General features: G+C 65.9%; 18 protein-coding genes and 1 tRNA gene. 13 read left to right on the top strand and 6 right to left on the bottom strand.

Annotation, left to right across the window (positions count from 1 at the left end; all coding sequences use genetic code 11):
* Positions 1-227 precede the first annotated feature (227 nt).
* The 5 genes from AMB_RS01730 to AMB_RS01710 all read right to left on the bottom strand — a co-directional run bounded on the left by AMB_RS01730 (position 228) and on the right by AMB_RS01710 (position 5,164).
* Positions 228-317 (bottom strand) — tRNA-Ser (locus AMB_RS01730).
* A 114-nt stretch (positions 318-431) separates the two neighbouring features.
* The gene (gene infC / locus AMB_RS01725; RefSeq protein WP_008619837.1) at positions 432-953 is read right to left on the bottom strand and encodes a translation initiation factor IF-3; all 522 of its coding nucleotides are present in this window, start codon (positions 951-953) and stop codon (positions 432-434) included.
* Between the two features lie 101 nt (positions 954-1,054).
* On the bottom strand, positions 1,055-2,971 hold the full coding sequence (gene thrS, locus AMB_RS01720) for a threonine--tRNA ligase (RefSeq protein WP_011382787.1): 1,917 nt from the start codon (positions 2,969-2,971) through the stop codon (positions 1,055-1,057).
* A gap of 64 nt (positions 2,972-3,035) precedes the next feature.
* Complete coding sequence (locus AMB_RS01715) at positions 3,036-3,965, bottom strand: glycosyltransferase family 9 protein (protein WP_011382786.1); 930 nt, start codon at positions 3,963-3,965, stop codon at positions 3,036-3,038.
* Entirely contained in the window at positions 3,965-5,164 is a 1,200-nt protein-coding gene (locus AMB_RS01710) for a glycosyltransferase family 4 protein (RefSeq protein WP_011382785.1), read from the bottom strand. The genes AMB_RS01715 and AMB_RS01710 overlap by 1 nt, the downstream gene beginning before the upstream one ends.
* Positions 5,165-5,180: 16 nt before the next feature.
* On the opposite strand from AMB_RS01710, the gene AMB_RS01705 reads away from it, so the two are divergent.
* Complete coding sequence (locus AMB_RS01705) at positions 5,181-5,975, top strand: alpha/beta hydrolase (RefSeq protein ID WP_011382784.1); 795 nt, start codon at positions 5,181-5,183, stop codon at positions 5,973-5,975.
* Between the two features lie 69 nt (positions 5,976-6,044).
* Complete coding sequence (locus tag AMB_RS01700; protein WP_148207250.1) at positions 6,045-6,455, top strand: hypothetical protein; 411 nt, start codon at positions 6,045-6,047, stop codon at positions 6,453-6,455.
* Positions 6,456-6,465: 10 nt separating this feature from the next.
* Here the strand turns inward: AMB_RS01700 and AMB_RS01695 are convergent, their stop codons facing one another.
* Complete coding sequence (locus AMB_RS01695; protein WP_043743160.1) at positions 6,466-6,684, bottom strand: hypothetical protein; 219 nt, start codon at positions 6,682-6,684, stop codon at positions 6,466-6,468.
* A gap of 148 nt (positions 6,685-6,832) precedes the next feature.
* On the opposite strand from AMB_RS01695, the gene AMB_RS01690 reads away from it, so the two are divergent.
* The 11 genes from AMB_RS01690 to AMB_RS01640 all read left to right on the top strand — a co-directional run bounded on the left by AMB_RS01690 (position 6,833) and on the right by AMB_RS01640 (position 17,847).
* Entirely contained in the window at positions 6,833-8,500 is a 1,668-nt protein-coding gene (locus AMB_RS01690; RefSeq protein WP_011382781.1) for an ATP-binding SpoIIE family protein phosphatase, read from the top strand.
* A complete protein-coding gene (locus AMB_RS01685; protein WP_011382780.1) occupies positions 8,497-8,823 on the top strand; it encodes an STAS domain-containing protein in 327 nt (108 codons plus the stop codon). Before AMB_RS01690 ends, AMB_RS01685 begins: the two co-directional genes overlap by 4 nt.
* A 4-nt stretch (positions 8,824-8,827) precedes the next feature.
* The gene (locus AMB_RS01680) at positions 8,828-9,643 is read left to right on the top strand and encodes an MlaE family ABC transporter permease (protein ID WP_011382779.1); all 816 of its coding nucleotides are present in this window, start codon (positions 8,828-8,830) and stop codon (positions 9,641-9,643) included.
* The gene (locus AMB_RS01675) at positions 9,643-10,470 is read left to right on the top strand and encodes an ABC transporter ATP-binding protein (protein WP_011382778.1); all 828 of its coding nucleotides are present in this window, start codon (positions 9,643-9,645) and stop codon (positions 10,468-10,470) included. The genes AMB_RS01680 and AMB_RS01675 overlap by 1 nt, the downstream gene beginning before the upstream one ends.
* Positions 10,467-11,429 carry an MlaD family protein gene (locus AMB_RS01670; protein ID WP_011382777.1) on the top strand — a complete coding sequence of 321 codons (963 nt, stop codon included), beginning with the start codon at positions 10,467-10,469 and terminating at the stop codon, positions 11,427-11,429. The genes AMB_RS01675 and AMB_RS01670 overlap by 4 nt, the downstream gene beginning before the upstream one ends.
* Positions 11,430-11,439: 10 nt before the next feature.
* Positions 11,440-12,027: an ABC-type transport auxiliary lipoprotein family protein gene (locus AMB_RS01665; protein WP_231848944.1), complete on the top strand. Its 588-nt coding sequence runs from the start codon at positions 11,440-11,442 to the stop codon at positions 12,025-12,027.
* Positions 12,024-13,340, top strand: coding sequence for a class I SAM-dependent RNA methyltransferase (locus tag AMB_RS01660; protein ID WP_011382775.1), 1,317 nt, complete (start codon positions 12,024-12,026; stop codon positions 13,338-13,340). Before AMB_RS01665 ends, AMB_RS01660 begins: the two co-directional genes overlap by 4 nt.
* Positions 13,341-13,402: 62 nt before the next feature.
* Entirely contained in the window at positions 13,403-14,020 is a 618-nt protein-coding gene (locus AMB_RS01655) for a histidine phosphotransferase family protein (protein WP_011382774.1), read from the top strand.
* Between the two features lie 170 nt (positions 14,021-14,190).
* On the top strand, positions 14,191-16,851 hold the full coding sequence (locus tag AMB_RS01650) for a hybrid sensor histidine kinase/response regulator (protein WP_011382773.1): 2,661 nt from the start codon (positions 14,191-14,193) through the stop codon (positions 16,849-16,851).
* A 58-nt stretch (positions 16,852-16,909) separates the two neighbouring features.
* Positions 16,910-17,395 (top strand): chemotaxis protein CheW, encoded by a 486-nt coding sequence (locus AMB_RS01645; protein WP_011382772.1) that lies wholly within the window; start codon positions 16,910-16,912, stop codon positions 17,393-17,395.
* 86 nt (positions 17,396-17,481) lie between these two features.
* Positions 17,482-17,847: a response regulator gene (locus tag AMB_RS01640; RefSeq protein ID WP_043743159.1), complete on the top strand. Its 366-nt coding sequence runs from the start codon at positions 17,482-17,484 to the stop codon at positions 17,845-17,847.
* Positions 17,848-17,854: the final 7 nt, after the last annotated feature.

Genomic DNA, 17,854 nt, shown 5'->3' with positions numbered 1-17,854 from the left:
ACAGCTTTTGGCATCGCAACTCTTTGAATTACTTGCAACTTTAAAACCCGTACCGTTTGGCGGCAGTCAACAGCTTCCAGAGAAACAGGGCGGGAGAGAAGAGAAAATTGGTTAAAAATGCGCCGTCACAAGACCAGAAGGTCAACAGCTACTGGCCAAAAACGGCGCAGAGCCTTGGGCTTTCGCCCAAGGCTCTATGTGTCAGAGAATCTATTCTTTGGAAGTAATGGCGGAGGGGGTGGGATTCGAACCCACGATGAGCTTGCACCCATACCGGTTTTCGAGACCGGCGCATTCGACCACTCTGCCACCCCTCCACAGGGTCGCTGATCCCCGGGTCGGTGGGGAGGCGCGGAAAATAGCGTAAAGCCTTCAGCTCCGCAACCCGCTTTACGCGGGTGCGGAAATAAAGTTGGGAACCCCGGCGAATCCTACTTCGCCGAGATCACCATGACCATCTGACGGCCTTCCATCTTGGGAATCTGCTCGACCTTGCCCAGATCTTCGAGATCGTCGCGCACCCGCTCCAGCACCTTCATGCCCAGGTCCTGGTGAGCCAGTTCGCGACCACGGAAGCGCAGGGTGACCTTCACCTTGTCGCCTTCCTCGAGGAATTTCCGCATGCTGCGCATCTTGACGTCATAGTCATGGTCGTCGATGTTCGGGCGGAGCTTGACCTCCTTGACCTCGATCACCTTCTGCTTCTTGCGGGCGGCGTTCTTCTTCTTCTGGTCTTCGTATTTGAACTTTCCGAAGTCCAGAATCTTGCAGACCGGCGGATCGGCGTTGGGCGAGACCTCGACCAGGTCGAGCCCGGCTTCCTCGGCCATCACCAGACCCTCGCGCAGGGTCACGACTCCGATCATTTCTCCGTCGGCGCCCACCAGGCGGATGGAACGCACATCGATCTCGCGGTTGACGCGCGGCCCGTCGTTCTTGGGCGGCGTCTGCATCGGGGGCCTAGCTATAGAACAATCTCCATCGTTTCGAGTACACCTAGTGCCCGGGCGCGGTTATCGCGGGCCAGGCCATCGGTCCCAAGGGGCGCCCTCCGTCACGCGGGCGGGGTCGCCTCTGCGGCAAGTGTAGCGACTGCTTGGTCCAGCGCAACAATTTCTTGGTTTTGGCTGCCCAGACGGCGGATGGCGACCTGACGGCTCTCCGCCTCGCGCTTGCCGACCACCAGCATCACCGGCACCTTGGCGACGGAATGTTCACGGACCTTGTAGTTGATCTTTTCGTTGCGCAAGTCCAACTCGACCCGCAGACCGGCGGCCTTCAATGTAGCCTCGACTTCGCGGGCGAAGTCGTCGGCCTCCGACACGATGGTGGCGACCACCACCTGGGTGGGGGCCAGCCACAGGGGGAAACGCCCGGCGAAGTTCTCGATCAGGATGCCGAGGAAGCGCTCGAACGAGCCCAGGATGGCCCGGTGCAGCATGACGGGACGCTTCTTGGCGCCGTCTTCGGCCACATAGGCGGCGTCCAGGCGCTCTGGCAGCACGAAGTCCACCTGCAGCGTGCCGCACTGCCAGTCGCGGCCGATGGCGTCGCGCAGCACGAATTCCAGCTTGGGGCCGTAGAAGGCGCCTTCGCCCGGATTGAGCACGGTCTCCAGCCCGGCGGCCTTGGAGGCCTCCAGCAGGGCGCTTTCCGCCTTGTCCCAGGTCTCGTCCGAGCCGGCGCGCTTGGCCGGGCGGTCCGAGAACTTGACCCGCACATCGGTGAAGCCGAAATCGGTGTAGACCTCCTTCAGCAACTGGCAGAAGGCGATGGTCTCCGAGGTGATCTGGTCCTCGGTGCAGAAGATGTGGGCGTCGTCCTGGGTGAAGGCGCGCACCCGCATGATGCCGTGCAGCGCGCCCGACGGCTCGTAGCGATGGCACGAGCCGAACTCGGCCATGCGCAGCGGCAAGTCGCGATAGCTCTTGATGCCCTGGCGGAAGATCTGCACGTGGCAGGGACAGTTCATGGGCTTCACCGCCAGGTGGCGCTCGTCCTGGGTCTTGATGGTGAACATGGACTCGGAGAACTTGTCGGCGTGGCCCGAGGCCTCCCACAAGGAGAAGTCCACCAGCTGCGGCGTCTTCACTTCCTCGTAATTGTTGGCTTCCAGGCGGCGGCGCATATAGGACTCGACGGCGCGATACAGCGTCCAGCCCTTCTTGTGCCAGAACACCGACCCGGCGGCCTCTTCCTGCTGGTGGAACAGCTCCATCTCGCGGCCCAGGCGGCGGTGGTCGCGCTTTTCCGCCTCTTCCAGCATGTGGAGATAGGCGTCCAGTTCCTTCTTGTCGAACCAGGCGGTGCCGTAGATGCGCTGCAGCATCTCGTTGCGGGAATCGCCGCGCCAATAGGCGCCGGCCAGCTTCATCAGCTTGAAGGCCTTGCCCAGCTTGGCGGTGGACGGCAGATGGGGGCCGCGGCACAGATCGATGAAATTGCCCTGGCGATAGAGGCCGATCTTCTGGTCGGCGGGGATCGAGGCGATGATCTCCGCCTTGTACTTCTCGCCGGCGTCTTCGAAGAACTTCACCGCCGCGTCGCGGTCCCATTCCTCGCGAGTAATGGCCTCGTCGCGGTCGACGATTTCGGCCATGCGCGCCTCGATCTTGGCCAGATCGTCGGGCGTGAAGGGGGTCGGGCGGGCGAAGTCGTAATAGAAGCCGTTTTCGATGGAGGGACCGATGGTCACCTGGGTCTCGGGATACAGCTCCTTCACCGCCTCGGCCATGACGTGGGCGGCGTCGTGGCGCAGCAATTCCAGCGCGTCCTGGCCGCTCTTGGCGGTGATGATGGAGAGGTTCACGTCGCGATCGATCAGCGTGGCGAGATCCTTCATCTCACCATCGATAGTGATGGCCAGCGCCGCCTTGGCCAGACCGGGGCCGATATCCTTGGCCACGTCCAGACCCGTCACCGGGTGATCGAATTGGCGGACCTTGCCGTCGGGCAGGGTGATGGCGACCATGACACTCTCTTTCACGCGTGGGAACAAATCAGGGGGAGGGAGTCTAAGGACAAACGCGCTCGAGTCAAGCCGTGGGCAGCATGCCGTCCAAAGCGGCTTCGACCTCCGTCTCGCCCAGCTCGGCCAGAGACGGACGGCGCAGCACGGTCACATTGCCGCGCGGGGCACACAGGTTGGGGTCGGATTCGTGGGAGAACAGCACCACCGACGGGCAGCCGCCAGCGGCGATCAGGTGCATGGGACCGGTGTCGTTGCCCAAGGCCGCCTCGGCTCGGCGCGACAGGGCGATGATGTCGGGAAAGCCGGTCTTTTCCGACAGATCCATCGCCTGGGGACAGGCGGTCGTGATGACCTCGATCTCGGCCCGCTCCTTATGAGTGCCCAGCAGGACTGGGGTGAGGCCCCGCGCCACCAGCCAGACCGCCAGACGGCCGAAGCGCTCCGCCGGCCAGCGCTTGGCCGGACGGTGCGGCGCGCCGCCGGGGACCAGCAGCACGAAGCGCCCGGGAATGTCGAAGCGCCCCGGCACCGCCTCGGCCCAGGCCAGGTCAGGCGGAGGCACCTTGGCAATACCCGCCATGCCCAACTGCTCGCGCTGGCGCTCGATGGTGTGCATGAAATCTCGCCGGGGATTGGCGTGGGGATGGGAGCAGCCCTGGGCGATCCCAGACCATTCCACCCCTTTGTCCATCAACCTGAAATACCAGGACGAGCGGTCCGACGTCTGCAGGTCGTAGACCCGCTCGAAGCGGCCGCCCCGCAGTCGGGCGGCCAAGGCCAGCACCTTGTCGAGGCGCCACAGGGGCGGCTTGTCGTCCAGCCAGACCTCGTCGAACCACGGGCACGCCTGCGCCAGTTCGGCAAAGGGCCGGGTGGTCAACAAGGTGATGTGGGCATCGGCATGCCGGGCGCGGATGGCGGCGAACGGCCCCATCGCCTGGACGAAATCGCCCAGGGCGCCGAGCTTGATCACAAGAATCCGGCTTGCCGCCATCACTCCGCCTGCGGAGCGGCCAGGGCAAGGCCCAGCACCTCGCGATAGACATCGAGGGTGCTGGCGCACATGCTCTCCTTGGAGAACTTGGCGCGTACGAAATCCATGGCGTCCTTGGCCATCAGGTCTCGTTCCTCCCCAGAAAGCGCCAGAAAGCGGTCCAGCGCCTGCGCCAGAGCTTCCGGGTCGCCCGGCGCGGTCAACCAGCCGGTGCGGCCGGGCAGTACCGTCTCGTTGGTAGCGCCATGGGCGGTGGCGATCACCGGGCGGCCCATGGCCTGCCCCTCCACCGCCACGCGGCCGAACGCTTCCGGGTCGGTGGAGGCCGAGACCACCACGTCGGTCAGCATGTAGGCGGCGGGCATGTCGCTGCACTCGTCGGCCAGATGGACCACGTCGGTGAGGTCGCGGCGCTTGATCAGCTCGACCAGTTCCTCGCGGTAGCCGGTACGGCCCTGATCCGAGCCCACCAGCAGGCAGCGCACGTCGTGACGGCCCAGCAATGCCAGGGCCTCGATCAGCACGGCCTGCCCCTTCCAGCGGGTCAGGCGGCCGGGCAGCATGATGACCTGGTAGCCATCGGGCAGCCGCCACTTCTGGGCCAGCTGGATGATGCGCTCGGGACTGACGCGGGTGGGATCGAAACGCGTCATGTCGATGCCGCGATGAACCACGCGGACCCGCTCGGCCTCCAGGCCGTAGATCCGCCGGGCGTGCTCGGCGATGAAGTCCGAAATGGCGATCACCTTCTCGCCCCGGGTCATCACGGCGTTGTACTTCTGCTTCAGTCCGAACCAGCCGAGATTGTAGGTCCCGTGGAAGGTGGTGACATAATGGGCGCCGGTGGCCTGGGCGGCGATCCATGCGCTCCAGGCCGGCGCGCGCGAGCGGGCGTGGACGATGTCCACGCCGTTGGCGGCGATGATATCGGCCAGCTTCAGGGCATTGGCCCGGATGGTCAGCGGGTTCTTGGACGCCAGCGGCAAGGTGATGTGCTCGGCCCCGGCGCGGGTCAACTCGCGCACCATGGGGCCGCCCTCCGAAGCGACCATGGCCTTCCATCCCGCCTCGGCCAGGGCGACGGCCATGTCGACGGTTCCGCGCTCGACACCGCCGGTGACCAGCGCGGGCAGCACCTGCAACACGACCGGTTGACGAATGGTCGCGGAAGGCGCTTCGATGGGGGGGACGTGATCCATGGGTTTCCGAACAGCGATGACTGAGAACTCTGAAAGCGGGCAACTTTCCGAAGGGGGCGGGATACTAACACGCCCCGACGGCGCGACAATCGCTTACCACAGGCTGGAAGGCAAGACTCCCGGCGTCGTCTTCCTGCACGGCTATCATTCCGACATGGAGGGTACCAAGGCGCTGGCCCTGGAGGAAATGTGCCGGGCGCAGCGCCGCGCCTTCCTGCGCTTCGACTATTTCGGCCACGGCCGATCCTCGGGCGACGTCCTTTACGGCACCGTCGGGCGCTGGGCCGCCGATGCCGTGGCAGTCATCGGGGAGCTTACCCAAGGGCCGCAGGTCCTGGTGGGTTCCAGCCTGGGGGGCTGGATCGCCCTGCTGGCCGCGCTGGAACTGCGCGACAAGGTGGCCGGCCTGGTCGGCGTCGCCGCCGCCCCCGACTTCACCGAAGACCTGATGTGGCAGGACTTCACCTTCGAACAGCGCCGTACCCTGATGGAAACCGGGCAATTGGAATTGCCCAATTGCTACGAGCCCGACAATCCCTGGCACATCCATCGCTCGCTGATCGAGGACGGCCGCAACCACCTGCTGCTGCGCGACCTGATCCAGATTCATTGCCCCGTCCGGTTGATTCAGGGCCAGAAGGACGAGGACGTGCCGTGGCAGACGGCGATCCGCCTGGCCGATTGCCTGGCCTCGGAGCGGGTGGACGTCACCCTGGTCAAGGACGGCGACCACCGCCTGTCACGCGACGGCGACCTAATCCGTCTGACCAACGCGGTGGCCGCCATGCTGGGAGCCATCCAGGAGTCCTAGGGTGAAAACCCTAGTTCCGTTCCCATGCAAACCCAGGTAGGATTTTTGCGAACCCGTATCGGAAGACCCATGAGAATTCCCGCCATCCTCGCGTCGCTATTGGCCCTGGGGGGATGTTCCCTGATCACGCCCGACCGCACCGCCGAGGAGGCGCGGGCCAATGCCGACAAGCGCGTCAGCCTGCGGACCGCGCTCACGCCGGCCAATGCCTGCCCCAAGGTGGCCAGGATGCTGTCCTGGTGTGCGCGTGGCCCCAATTACCATTACCGCTGCAACACCTCGCTCAACGGCAACCGCGCCGAACTGGTCGGCGAGTTGGAGGCGGTGTTCCGCACCGAGACCTTCCTGGTGGTGGATTTCATCCGCAAGGGCGGCGAGACCGAGGTCGCCGTGCACCAGCGGGAAAGCTCCCTGATCTACGACTATCCGCCGCTGATCGAAAAGCATCTGGCCGGCAGCCTGGACTGCCGTCCACCGTGATCTGGCCGCCTCAGGCGGTGCGCCGAACGAAATTGTCGGGGTCGAGCAGCATGGCCGCCGCCACCGTCATGGTGCGGCCGCTGTTGCGGTCGATCAGACGGACATGGCGGGGAATGTCGGCGTAATCGAAGATCCGCTCCACCGTCCAGTCGCTGCCATAGGTTCCAAGCTTATGGAAAACATCGCCGGGTTCGATCCCAGGACCGCCCTTGCCTCGTGAAAACAACATCGTCAGCCCCAACACGACCTTCCCCCGTCCCTCCCCCCCTTTACACGGGCGGAGCGCAAAAAGTCGAGCCCCGGATGCATTTTTTTTATATCTATAGACTCTAAATCTAACCATTTGGCGGTTTCAGCCGAGCTTGGCATGATGAGGCATGTCCAGTTTGCACGCCTCAGCCGATTCCGCCAGCCACCTCGACCTGATCGTCGAGATGACCGGTGACTTCGCCCATTCCCAGGATGTGGAAGCCACGCTTCGACTGGGCCTGGAACGCATCGCCCAGCGGGTGGGGGCGCAAGCCGCCTCGCTGTTCCTCATCGACGACGACACCGGCGACCTGGTCTGCCGCGCCAATGTGGGGCCGGTGGACGTGGTCGGCCTGCGCCTGCCCCCCGGCACGGGAATCGTCGGGCGCACCATCGACCTGGGCGCGCCGCAACTGGTGAAGGACACCCGGCGCGACCCGGATTTCGCCCAGGCCATCGATGCCGCCACCGGATTCGAGACCCGGTCCATCCTGTGCGCGCCCATGATGGTGCGCGGCACCCGTCTGGGGGCCATCGAACTGTTCAACAAGACGGACGGCAACGCCTTTTCCCTGACGGATTCCCGCCTGCTGCAGGCCCTGGCCGCCAGTTCCGCCCTGGCCCTGATCAACGCCCGGCTGGTGGCCGACATGGCGGAACAGCAGAGCCTGAAGCGCGAGCTTGAACTGGCTTCGGAGATCCAGCGCGCCATGCTGCCGGGACAACAGCCCGAGCAATCGCCCATCCACGGCATCAATCTGCCGGCCAGCGGCGTTTCCGGCGATTTCTTCGAGATCATGCCCCTGGCCGACGGTCGGCTGGCTTTCGCCATCGGCGACGTCTCGGGCAAGGGCATGAAGGCGTCGCTGCTGATGTCCAAGACCGCCAGCCTGTTCCGCTGCCTCGCCAAGCGAGAGGCCGGACCAGGGCCGGTCCTGGCCGCCATCAATGCCGAATTGCTGGAGACCCGCATGCCCGGCATGTTCGTCACCATGGTCGCCGGCCTGTTCGACCCGGCGTCGGGGCGGGGCGTGCTGGCCATCGCCGGGCACGAGCAGCCGCTGTTGCTGAAGAACGGAGTCTTCACCGCCATCGAGGGCGAGATGCCGCCGCTGGGCATCGCCGTCGAACTGTTCGCCGATGGCTGTCCCGAGGTGGAGTTCAACCTGGACGGCGGCTCGCTTTACCTCTTCACCGACGGACTGACCGAGGCCCGCACCCAGCACGACGCCATGCTGGAGGACGCCGGCGCCCGGGCGCTGATCGCCAGCTTCGCCCCCATGCCGGCGGGCGAGCGCCTCAAGGCCATGGTGCGGTCCCTGGAAGACAGCGGCGGCCTGCGCGACGACGTCACCCTGATGGTGATCGAGGACCGCCGCCGCCTTGGCCTGGGCTTTGAAGGCCGCTACCCGGCCCGGGCCGAGGAGCTGTCGGCGATCAGGTCCGCCCTGGGCAACGCCATGCGCGGCCAGGGCTGCGGCGAGGCCGTGGTGGGTGACGTGGTGCTGGCCGTGGACGAAGCCTGTCAGAACATCATCCGCCACGCCTACAAAGGCGGAGAAGGCGAGATCATCGTTCACCTTGATCGCGAGCCTAATCGACTCGTCATACGACTTATGGATTTCGCTCCCGCAGTGGATGTGGCTAAAATCGAGCCGAGGCCGCTGGACGAGGTGCGGCCCGGGGGATTGGGAACCCATCTGATACGCTCGGTCATGGACAGCGTCGAATTTCTGCCGCCACCGGCCGGAATCGGCAATCTGCTGCAAATGGTGAAACGGATCGACCCGACATGAAGATTGAGACCCGCGCCGCGGAAAACGCCACCGTCATCTCTCTGTCGGGCGAAGTGGATCTGCGCCACTCCCCCAATCTGCGCAAGACGTTGATGGAGTTGATGCTGGAAAAGCGCCCCGTCGCCGTCGATCTGTCGCGGGTGGAATACATCGACAGCTCGGGCATCGCCGGACTGGTCGAGGCCTACCAGATGGCCCGCAAGAACGGGACCCTCTTCGTCCTGGTCGCCATCAGCGATCCGGTCCGCCGGGTGCTGCAGCTGGCCCGCCTGGACCGGGTTTTCACCATCGCGGCGACGATCGAAGACGCCCTGGGGGGATGACCGGGTGACCTCCGAGGCCGAACCCAGGGGATTCATCGGATTTCTCGACCGGCTGGGCCGCCGGGCCGTGGCCGGAATCGTCGAGTTCGGATTCGGCGCCTCCCTGCTGGGCGAAAGCCTTTACTGGCTGGGCATGGGCGGCAAGCGCCGCCAGCCGGTGCGCCTGGCCCCCGTGGTGGCCCAGGCCATGGAGATCGGCATCGGCGCGCTGCCCATCGTCACCGTGCTGTCGGCCACCATCGGCATCATGCTGGCCATTCAGGGCATCTACACGCTGCGCCTGTTCGGCGCCGAATCCCGGGTGTCGCTGGGCGTCGCCATGTCGGTGGTGCGCGAGTTCGGACCGCTGATCACCGGCATCCTGGTGGCGGGGCGCTCGGGCTCGGCTCTGGCCGCCCGCCTGGGCACCATGCGCATCAACCAGGAGATCGACGCGCTGACCGTCATGGGAGTCTCGCCGGTGCGCTTCCTGGTGGTGCCGCCGCTGCTGGCCATGATGGCGATGCTGCCCGCCCTGACCCTGTGGTCCGATCTGGTGGGGCTGTTCGCCGCCGGCCTCTACATCGCGCCGCAACTGGGCAGCTCCATGGGCGCCTATGTGGACGAGATGACCGATCTGGTCAGGCTCAACGACATCTGGCATGGCCTGGGGAAAAGCGCCATCTTCTCGGTACTGATCACCGTGGTGGGCGTGGTCAACGGCGCCTCGGTAACCGGCGGCGCCGAAGGGGTCGGCCGCATGACCACCCGCTCGGTGGTCCACGCCATCTCGGCCATCGTCATCACCGACATGATCTTCGTCTTCATGGTGACGCGCTGATGGCCGGGCCGGGTAACAGCATCGAAGTCAGCAATCTGGTCGCCCATTACGGCAGCCGCCAGATTCTGCACGACGTCTCGCTCAATGTGGCACGCGGCGAGATCATGGTGATCATGGGGGGCTCGGGCTCGGGCAAGACGACCCTGCTCAGCCATCTGCTGGGCTTGAAGAAGCCCAGCGCCGGCACGGTGCGCATCCTGGGCCACGACATCGCCCGGCTGTCGCCCATCGCGCTGCAGCGCCTGCGCACCCGTACCGGCGTGGCGTTCCAGTCGGGGGCCCTGTTCAGTTCCATGACCGTCGGCGACAACATCGCCCTGCCGCTGCGCGAGCATACCGAGCTGGACGAGACCACCATCGGCATCATGACGCGGCTCAAGCTGGAAGTGGTGAGCCTGGCCGGGTTCGAGCACCTCAAGCCCGCCGAGCTGTCGGGCGGCATGATCAAGCGCGCCGCCCTGGCCCGCGCCATCGTCATGGACCCGGAACTGCTGTTCTGCGACGAACCCTCGGCCGGGCTGGACCCGGTGGTGGCGTCGTCCATCGACGACCTGATCCTGCGCCTGCGGGACGCCATGGGCATGAGCATCGTGGTGGTCACCCATGACCTGGATTCCACCTTCAAGATCGCCGACCGCATCTGCGTGCTGGACAAGGGGCACGTCCTGGCCCTGGACACCGTGGACGCCATCCGCGCCAGCCGCGACCCGCGCATCCAGAACCTGCTGAACCGCCGCACCGAGGAAGCCGAGCCCGACGCCGAGTCCTATCTGCGCCGACTGACCGGCGGCCACGCCCACTCCACTGACCGGACCCGCAGCCCATGAAGGATTCCCGTATCAACTACGCGATGGTGGGCGGCTTCGTGCTGGCCATGCTGGTGTCGCTGGTGGTGGTGGTGGTGGTGTTGACCGGCCGGACCGGCGCCACCGGATCCTACTACACCCGGCTGTCCAACGTGGCCGGCATCAAGTACGGGACCAAGGTCACCTTCGAAGGCTTCCCCGTGGGACAGGTGGAGAAGATCCAGCCGCTGCACGAGGGCAACGCCACCGCCTTCCGCCTGGAGATCTCGGTGGCCAACGACTGGCGCATCCCCAAGGATTCCCAGGCCCGCGTCGCCGCGTCCGGCCTGCTGGCGGCCGCCACCCTGGACATCAAGGGCGGTACGTCGCCCGAGATGCTGCCCCCCGGCTCGGACATCCCCTCCGGCCCCGCCGCCAACATCTTCGCCGCCATGAACGACATGGCGGGCCAGATCACCGATTTGAACCAGACCGCCCTGAAGCCGCTGCTGTTCAGCCTGAACCAGCAGGTGGGCAGCCTGGGCACCATCTTGGAAAAGCACGCCCCCGAGCTGATGGCCAACCTGCTGCTGGTCACCCAGGATCTGGCCGCCAAGACGCCGAAGATCACCGCCGACGTGGAGAAGATGACCGGCACCCTGTCCAACAAGGTGGTCACCGACGCCAATGCCGAGCGCATCCGCGAGACCCTGGACAATGCCGCCAGGCTGTCGGCCGGGCTGCAGGACAGCCGCAAGAAGGTCGATTCCATGCTGACCTCGCTGGACAAGTCCATCACCGGCAACCAGGACAACATCGACCAGAGCCTGAAGGACCTGCGCCACACCCTGCAGGCGGTGTCGCGCTCCATCGATTCGGTCACCTATAATCTGGACGGCACCACCCGGAACCTGCACGAATTCTCGCGCCAGATCCGCGACAATCCCGGCGTGCTGATCGGCGGCAACAAGCGGGGCGAAGACGGCCCGGGACGGAAATAAAGGCATGGTCATGCGCAAGGTACTCGCCGCGGCATCGCTTCTCGCTCTCGCCGCCTGCGCCGGGCCAGCGGCGCCGCCCGATTCGTTCTACCGCATCGAAGTGGCGGCACCCGCCCAGCGGCTGCCCAGGCCGGTCCTGCCCGGCGTGCTGGAGATCAACCGCCTGGCCTCGGACGGGGTGGCGGCCGAGCGGGCTTTGGCCTTCTCGCGGACCGAGGGCGGCGCCCTGGCCCATTACAAGTATGATTTCTGGAGCGAGCCGCCCGGCCTGTTGCTGCAGGATCGCCTCGCCCATTACCTCGCCGCCGCCGGAATCGCCGACAAGGTGGTGACGCCCGAGCTTCGCGTCCTGGCCGACTGGGTGCTGCGCGGCAAGGTGCGGCGCTTCGAACAGATCGCCGACCGCGCCGAAGCGGTGGTCGACCTGGAACTGGCCGTGGTCCGGGCCCGCGACGGGCGGCTGGTGCTGCTGGAGACCTATACCGCCCGCGTGCCCGTGTCCTCGGCCCGGGTCGAGGATGCGGCGCTGGCCATGGAGAAGGGCGTCGCCGACATCTTCGGCCGCTTCCTGGCCGATCTGGGCCGCCAGACACCATGAGAAAGCCCCGCCGCGCGCCGCCGCGCCCCGCTCGCAACCCGGCTCCATCCCGCACCGTCGAACTGACCGTGGACCAGGTGGGAGCACGCGGCGACGGGATCGCCCGCCTGGACGGCGAAACGGTCTTCGTTCCCTTCACCGTGGCTGGCGACCGGGTTCTGGCCCGCGTCGAAGGCAAGCGGGGCGACGGCCTGACCGCCGCCCTGATCGAGGTGCTGGAGCCCGGCCCCGGACGGGCCACGCCGCCCTGCGCCCATTACGGCCGCTGCGGCGGCTGCTCGCTGCAGCATCTGGACGATGCCCTTTACGCCGAATGGAAGCGCGACCTGCTGGTCACCCAGCTGGCGCGGCAAGGCCTGGCCGAAGCCATCGTCGAGCCGTTGGTGCGGATTCCGCCCGCCTCGCGGCGTCGGGCCACCTTCGCCTTCACCCGGGCCAAGGGCGCCATCGTTCTGGGATTCAACGGCCGAGCCAGCCACACCGTCGTCGACATCGAACGCTGCCCGCTGCTGGACCCCGCCCTGGGCGACGCCCTTCCCGGCCTGCGCAAGCTGCTGGGTGGCATCGCCATCGAAGGCGGCGGCGATCTCACCCTCACCCTGACCGAGGGTGGGCTGGACGTTCTGGTGGAGGCTCCGGCTCGCCTCGACCTGTTCGAGCGCGAGACCTTGGCGGAGGCCGCCGCCAGCCTCGACCTCGCCCGCCTGCACTGGCGACGCCCCGGCACTGGCCTCGTGGAGCCCATCGCCCGACGCCGGGCGGCCCTGGTGCATTTCGGCGGAATTGCCGTCGAACCGGCCCCCGGCGGCTTCCTCCAGCCGACCCGCGGCGGCGAACTGGCCATCGCCGAAGCCATTCTGTCGGCCACGCCTAAGGATGTGCCGGTGGCCGATCTCTATTCCGGCTGCGGCAGCTTCAGCCTGCCGCTGGCTCTGCGCGGCCCCGTGCGGGCGGTGGAGGGCGAACAGGGGCCGGTGGCGGCCCTGGAAGCCGCCGCCCGGGCGGCGAGCTTGCCGCTTACCGCCGAGGTCCGCGATCTGGCCCGGCGCCCCCTGGCGGCCCACGAGCTGAAGGGCTTCCGGGCCATCGTCCTCGACCCGCCCCGGGCCGGAGCCGCCGCCCAGGCCGCCGAACTGGCCCGCCCTAGTCCGGGTGGGCCGACCACCATCGCCATGGTGTCGTGCAACCCCGCGACCCTGGCCCGCGACCTTCGCACCCTGTGCGATGGCGGCTGGCGCATCAAGCGCGTCGTGCCAATCGACCAGTTTCCGTGGTCCGCCCACCTGGAAGCCGTGGCGACCCTTTGTCTATGACCTATTGACTGTACCCATGGTATGATTATGTATCATAGGTGAAATCCCGGATACTCCTACCCATGAGCTCGGCCCTCGACACGAAATTCTCGGAACTTCTCTGCGCCCGCCTGTGCCACGATCTGGCCAGCCCGCTGGGGGCGGCGGCGGCCGGGCTGGAATTACTGGAGGACGGCAACGACCCGGAGACGCTGGAGCTGGTTTCGGCCAGCATGGGTGCGGCGACGGCACGCCTGAAATTCCTGCGCGCCACCCTGGGACCCGCCAACGACATGCCCCATACCCAGAAGTCCCTGGGCGACCTGATGCGCGCCTATCTCAGTGGCGCGGTCACCGGCGGCATTACCCTCGACTGGTCCAGCGAGCGGCCGGAAATCGACGGTGAGACGGGGCGTCTGCGGCTCAATCTGGTGCTCATCGCCCGCGACGCCTTGCCACGCGGGGGCAAGATTCTTGCCCGGTGTGCCGGCAGCGGCAGCGACGGCGAGGCCGGACTGCGGGTCACCGCCAGCGGCGAGGGGATGGGCCTGACCGCCGAGGCCCGACTGGTGCTGCTCGATGGCGCCCCACCCTCGGGTCCGCGGGGAGCCCAGGCGGGGTTCGCCTTGCACCTTGCCCACCGTAATGGCTTGAAAATCCGCCTCACACCCGGGGCGGGGGAGATTTCGATCATGGCCTGACGGACATTGTGGAAAAAATCGTTACGCAAGCGGATTTACCCTGGTCAGGGTTCTTCTAAAGACCCTCTCGCCGTGCTATTAGTCGACATGGCCTGTCCGGTTCGGATAGGGGGAGAGGTAGTTTTAGTGCTGCCTGCGCGTGCTGAAACAGGACCGTACTGGAGTCGATCATGGACGATCTCCTCAGTGAATTTCTGACTGAGACATCGGAAAGTCTTTCCGTTCTTGACATTGCCCTGGTGAATCTGGAGCAAAACCCCAACGACCCGCAGATTCTGGGCAACATCTTCCGTCTGGTTCACACCATCAAGGGCACCTGCGGCTTTCTTGGGCTGCCGCGCCTTGAGCATGTGGCCCATGCGGGCGAGAATGTGCTCGGCAAGTTCCGCGACGGCGAACTGGAAGTCACGCCCGATGCCGTGACCCTGATCCTTCAGTCCATCGACCGCATCAAGCTGATCCTGGGCCACCTGGAGCAGAACGAGTGCGAGCCCGAGGGCAGCGACGAGGACCTGATCGAACGCCTGAATGCCATGGCCGAGGGCCGCGCCATCGGCGCCCCGTCCGCGCCGCCGCCGCCCTCGCCGCCCATGCCGGTTTTCGAGCCCGTGGCCGCCGCTCCCGCGCCGGAGCCCGTGGCCGCCGCTCCCGAGCCTGAGCCCGAGCCCGAACCCGAGCCGGTCAAGGCCAGCGTCCCCGCCACCACGCCGCAGCCATCGCCTCCCGCCGCCGCGGCCGCTCCGCCGGTTCCCGCCGGCGAGGCCAAGGAATCCGCCGTCGCCGCCCAGACCATCCGCGTCAACGTGGAATTGCTGGAAAACCTGATGACCCTGGTGTCCGAACTGGTGCTGACTCGCAACCAGTTGCTCCAGATGGTCCGCGGCAAGGACGACAGCGAATTCGCAACCCCGCTGCAACGCCTGTCCCACATCACCACCGACCTTCAGGAAGGTGTGATGAAGACCCGCATGCAGCCCATCGGCAACGCCTGGGCCAAGCTGCCGCGCATCGTCCGCGACCTCGCGGTCGAAATGAACAAGAAGATCGACCTCCAGATGCTCGGCGCCGAAACCGAACTGGACCGTCAGGTTCTGGAGCTGATCAAGGACCCGCTGACCCACATGGTGCGCAACTCGGCCGATCACGGCCTGGAAGGCACCGAAGAGCGCAAGCGCGTGGGCAAGCCGGAAATCGGCAAGATCGTGCTGAACGCCTTCCACGAGGGCGGCCACATCATCATCGAGATTTCCGACGACGGCCGCGGCCTCAACCTGGACCGCATCAAGCAGAAAGCCATCCAGAACGGTCTCGCCACCGAGTCCGAGCTGGAAGCGCTGACGCCGCAGCAGATCTACCAGTTTATCTTCAAGGCCGGCTTCTCCACCGCCGAGAAGGTCACCAGCGTCTCGGGCCGCGGCGTCGGCATGGACGTGGTGCGCACCAACATCGAGAAGATCGGCGGCACCGTCGAGCTGAAGAGCCAGCCCGGCAAGGGCTCCTCCTTCATCATCAAGATCCCGCTGACGCTGGCCATCGTCTCGGCCCTGATCGTCGAATGCGCGGTCGAGCGCTTTGCCATTCCGCAGATCAGCGTTCTGGAACTGGTGCGAGTCACCGCCAATTCCGAGCACGGCATCGAGATGATCAACAACGCGCCGGTGCTGCGCCTGCGTGACCGTCTCCTGCCGCTGGTCTCGCTCAAGCGCCTGCTCAAGCTGGCCGAGAACGACGAGGAACAGCAGGAAACCTTCATCGTCGTCACCCAGGTGGGCACCTACACCTTCGGCATCATCGTCGACCGGGTGTTCGACACCGAGGAAATCGTGGTCAAGCCGGTGGCGCCGATCCTGCGCCACATCTCCATGTTCTCGGGCAACACCATCCTGGGCGACGGTTCGGTGATCATGATCCTCGATCCCAACGGCATCGCCGGCGCCACCGGCGAATCGGGCATGATGGCCGGCGGCACCCGCGACGCCGAGGCCCAGACGGTGCGCGAGAGCCACGCCGACCTCAAGACCTCGCTGCTGGTGTTCCGTGCCGGCGGCGACGACCTCAAGGCGGTGCCCTTGGCGCTGGTCGCCCGTCTCGAAGAGATCGAGGTCGGCGAGATCGAGCACAGCCATGGCAAGCCCATGGTCCAGTACCGTGGCCATCTGATGCCGCTGATCGCCATCGACGGCATCATGAATTTCCGCGACGAAGGCCGCCAGCCGGTGCTGGTGTTCTCCGACAAGGACCACACCATGGGCCTGGTGGTCGACGAGATCGTCGACATCGTCGAGGACCGTCTCAAGGTGGAGCTGTCGGCCGACAATCCCGGTGTCATCGGCACCGCGGTCATCGCCGGCAAGGCCACCACCATCATCGATGCCGGCTATTACCTGCCGCAGGCGTTCGGCGACTGGTTCGGCCGCAACGACAAGGAATTCGGCAATGCCGACTTCCATGCGCCGCGCGTCCTGCTGGTGGACGACTCGCCGTTCTTCCGCAATCTGCTGACGCCCCTGCTGTCGGTGGCCGGCTACGAGGTCATCTCGGTGGATGGTGCCGACAAGGCCCTGCAACTGCGCGAGCGCGGCGACGAGTTCGACGCCATCATCAGCGACATCGAGATGCCGGGCATGAGCGGATTCGAGTTCGCCGCGGCGGTGCGCGCCGACGGCCGCTGGGGCACAATCCCCATGGTGGCCCTGTCGTCACACGCCACGGAAAAGGACTTCGAGCGCGGCCGTCAGGTCGGTTTCAACGACTACATCGCCAAGTTCGACCGTGATGCGCTGTTGCAGACCCTGGCCTCTACCATCGCAGCCTCCAAAGGTGCCGCATGACCACCCTTCGCACCCGCCGCGTCGCAATGCTCCAACCCTTGAATAGGGGGGCCACGAAGTGAATCAGTTAGTTCCCGCTGGTAAGCGCCCTGGAACGGAGCTGGCCGCTCCCGAGACCCAGGACTTCGTGACCATGTTCATCGAAGGCCAGCTGTTCGGCATTCCGGTGCTGACGGTGCAGGATGTGCTGGGTCCGCAGAAGATCACCCGCATTCCCCTGGCCCCGCGCGAGGTCGCCGGCTCGCTGAACCTGCGCGGCCGCATCGTCACCGCCATCGACGTGCGCCTGCGCCTCGGCCTCAAGAAGCGGGCCGAGGACAAGAAGGGCATGAGCGTCGTCGTCGACATGGGCGGCGAGCTTTACTCCTTGATGGTCGACCAGGTGGGCGAGGTTCTCTCGCTGCCGGCCGCCAAATTCGAGCGTAATCCGCCCACTCTTGACCCCCATTGGCGAGACTTTTCCATAGGCATCTATCGTCTCGATGATAAGCTGCTGGTGGTGCTCGATGTGGGCAAGCTGCTGGATTTCACGCGGAACGAATAGTATAGGCATGGGGTAAGGGACCACGAAGGGGTGGCAGTCCCGGTCCGGGGAACAAGACCGCCCTTCCATCGGAGGCAAGCTTGGGCATGAAGTCCTGTCTGATCGTTGACGATTCCAAGGTCATCCGCATGGTGGCCAAGAAGATCCTGCACGAGTTGAGTTTCAAGACCGAGGAGGCCGAGGATGGCTCCGCGGCGCTTGAGGCCTGCAAGCGGTCCATGCCGGATGCCGTGCTGCTCGACTGGAACATGCCGGTGATGAACGGCATCGATTTCCTGCGCGCCTTGCGGCAGCTTCCCGGCGGCGAGCATCCCATCGTGGTGTTCTGCACCACCGAAAACGATATCGAGCATATTCAGGAAGCCATTACGGCGGGCGCCAACGAATACATCATGAAGCCCTTCGACAGCGAAATCCTTCAGGCGAAGTTCTCGCAGGTCGGATTGCTGTAGCCCCTGT

Origin of the sequence: Paramagnetospirillum magneticum AMB-1 (assembly GCF_000009985.1) — a bacterium.
GTDB classification, from domain to species: domain Bacteria; phylum Pseudomonadota; class Alphaproteobacteria; order Rhodospirillales; family Magnetospirillaceae; genus Phaeospirillum; species Phaeospirillum magneticum.
This window is presented reverse-complemented; position numbering and strand designations above follow the sequence as displayed.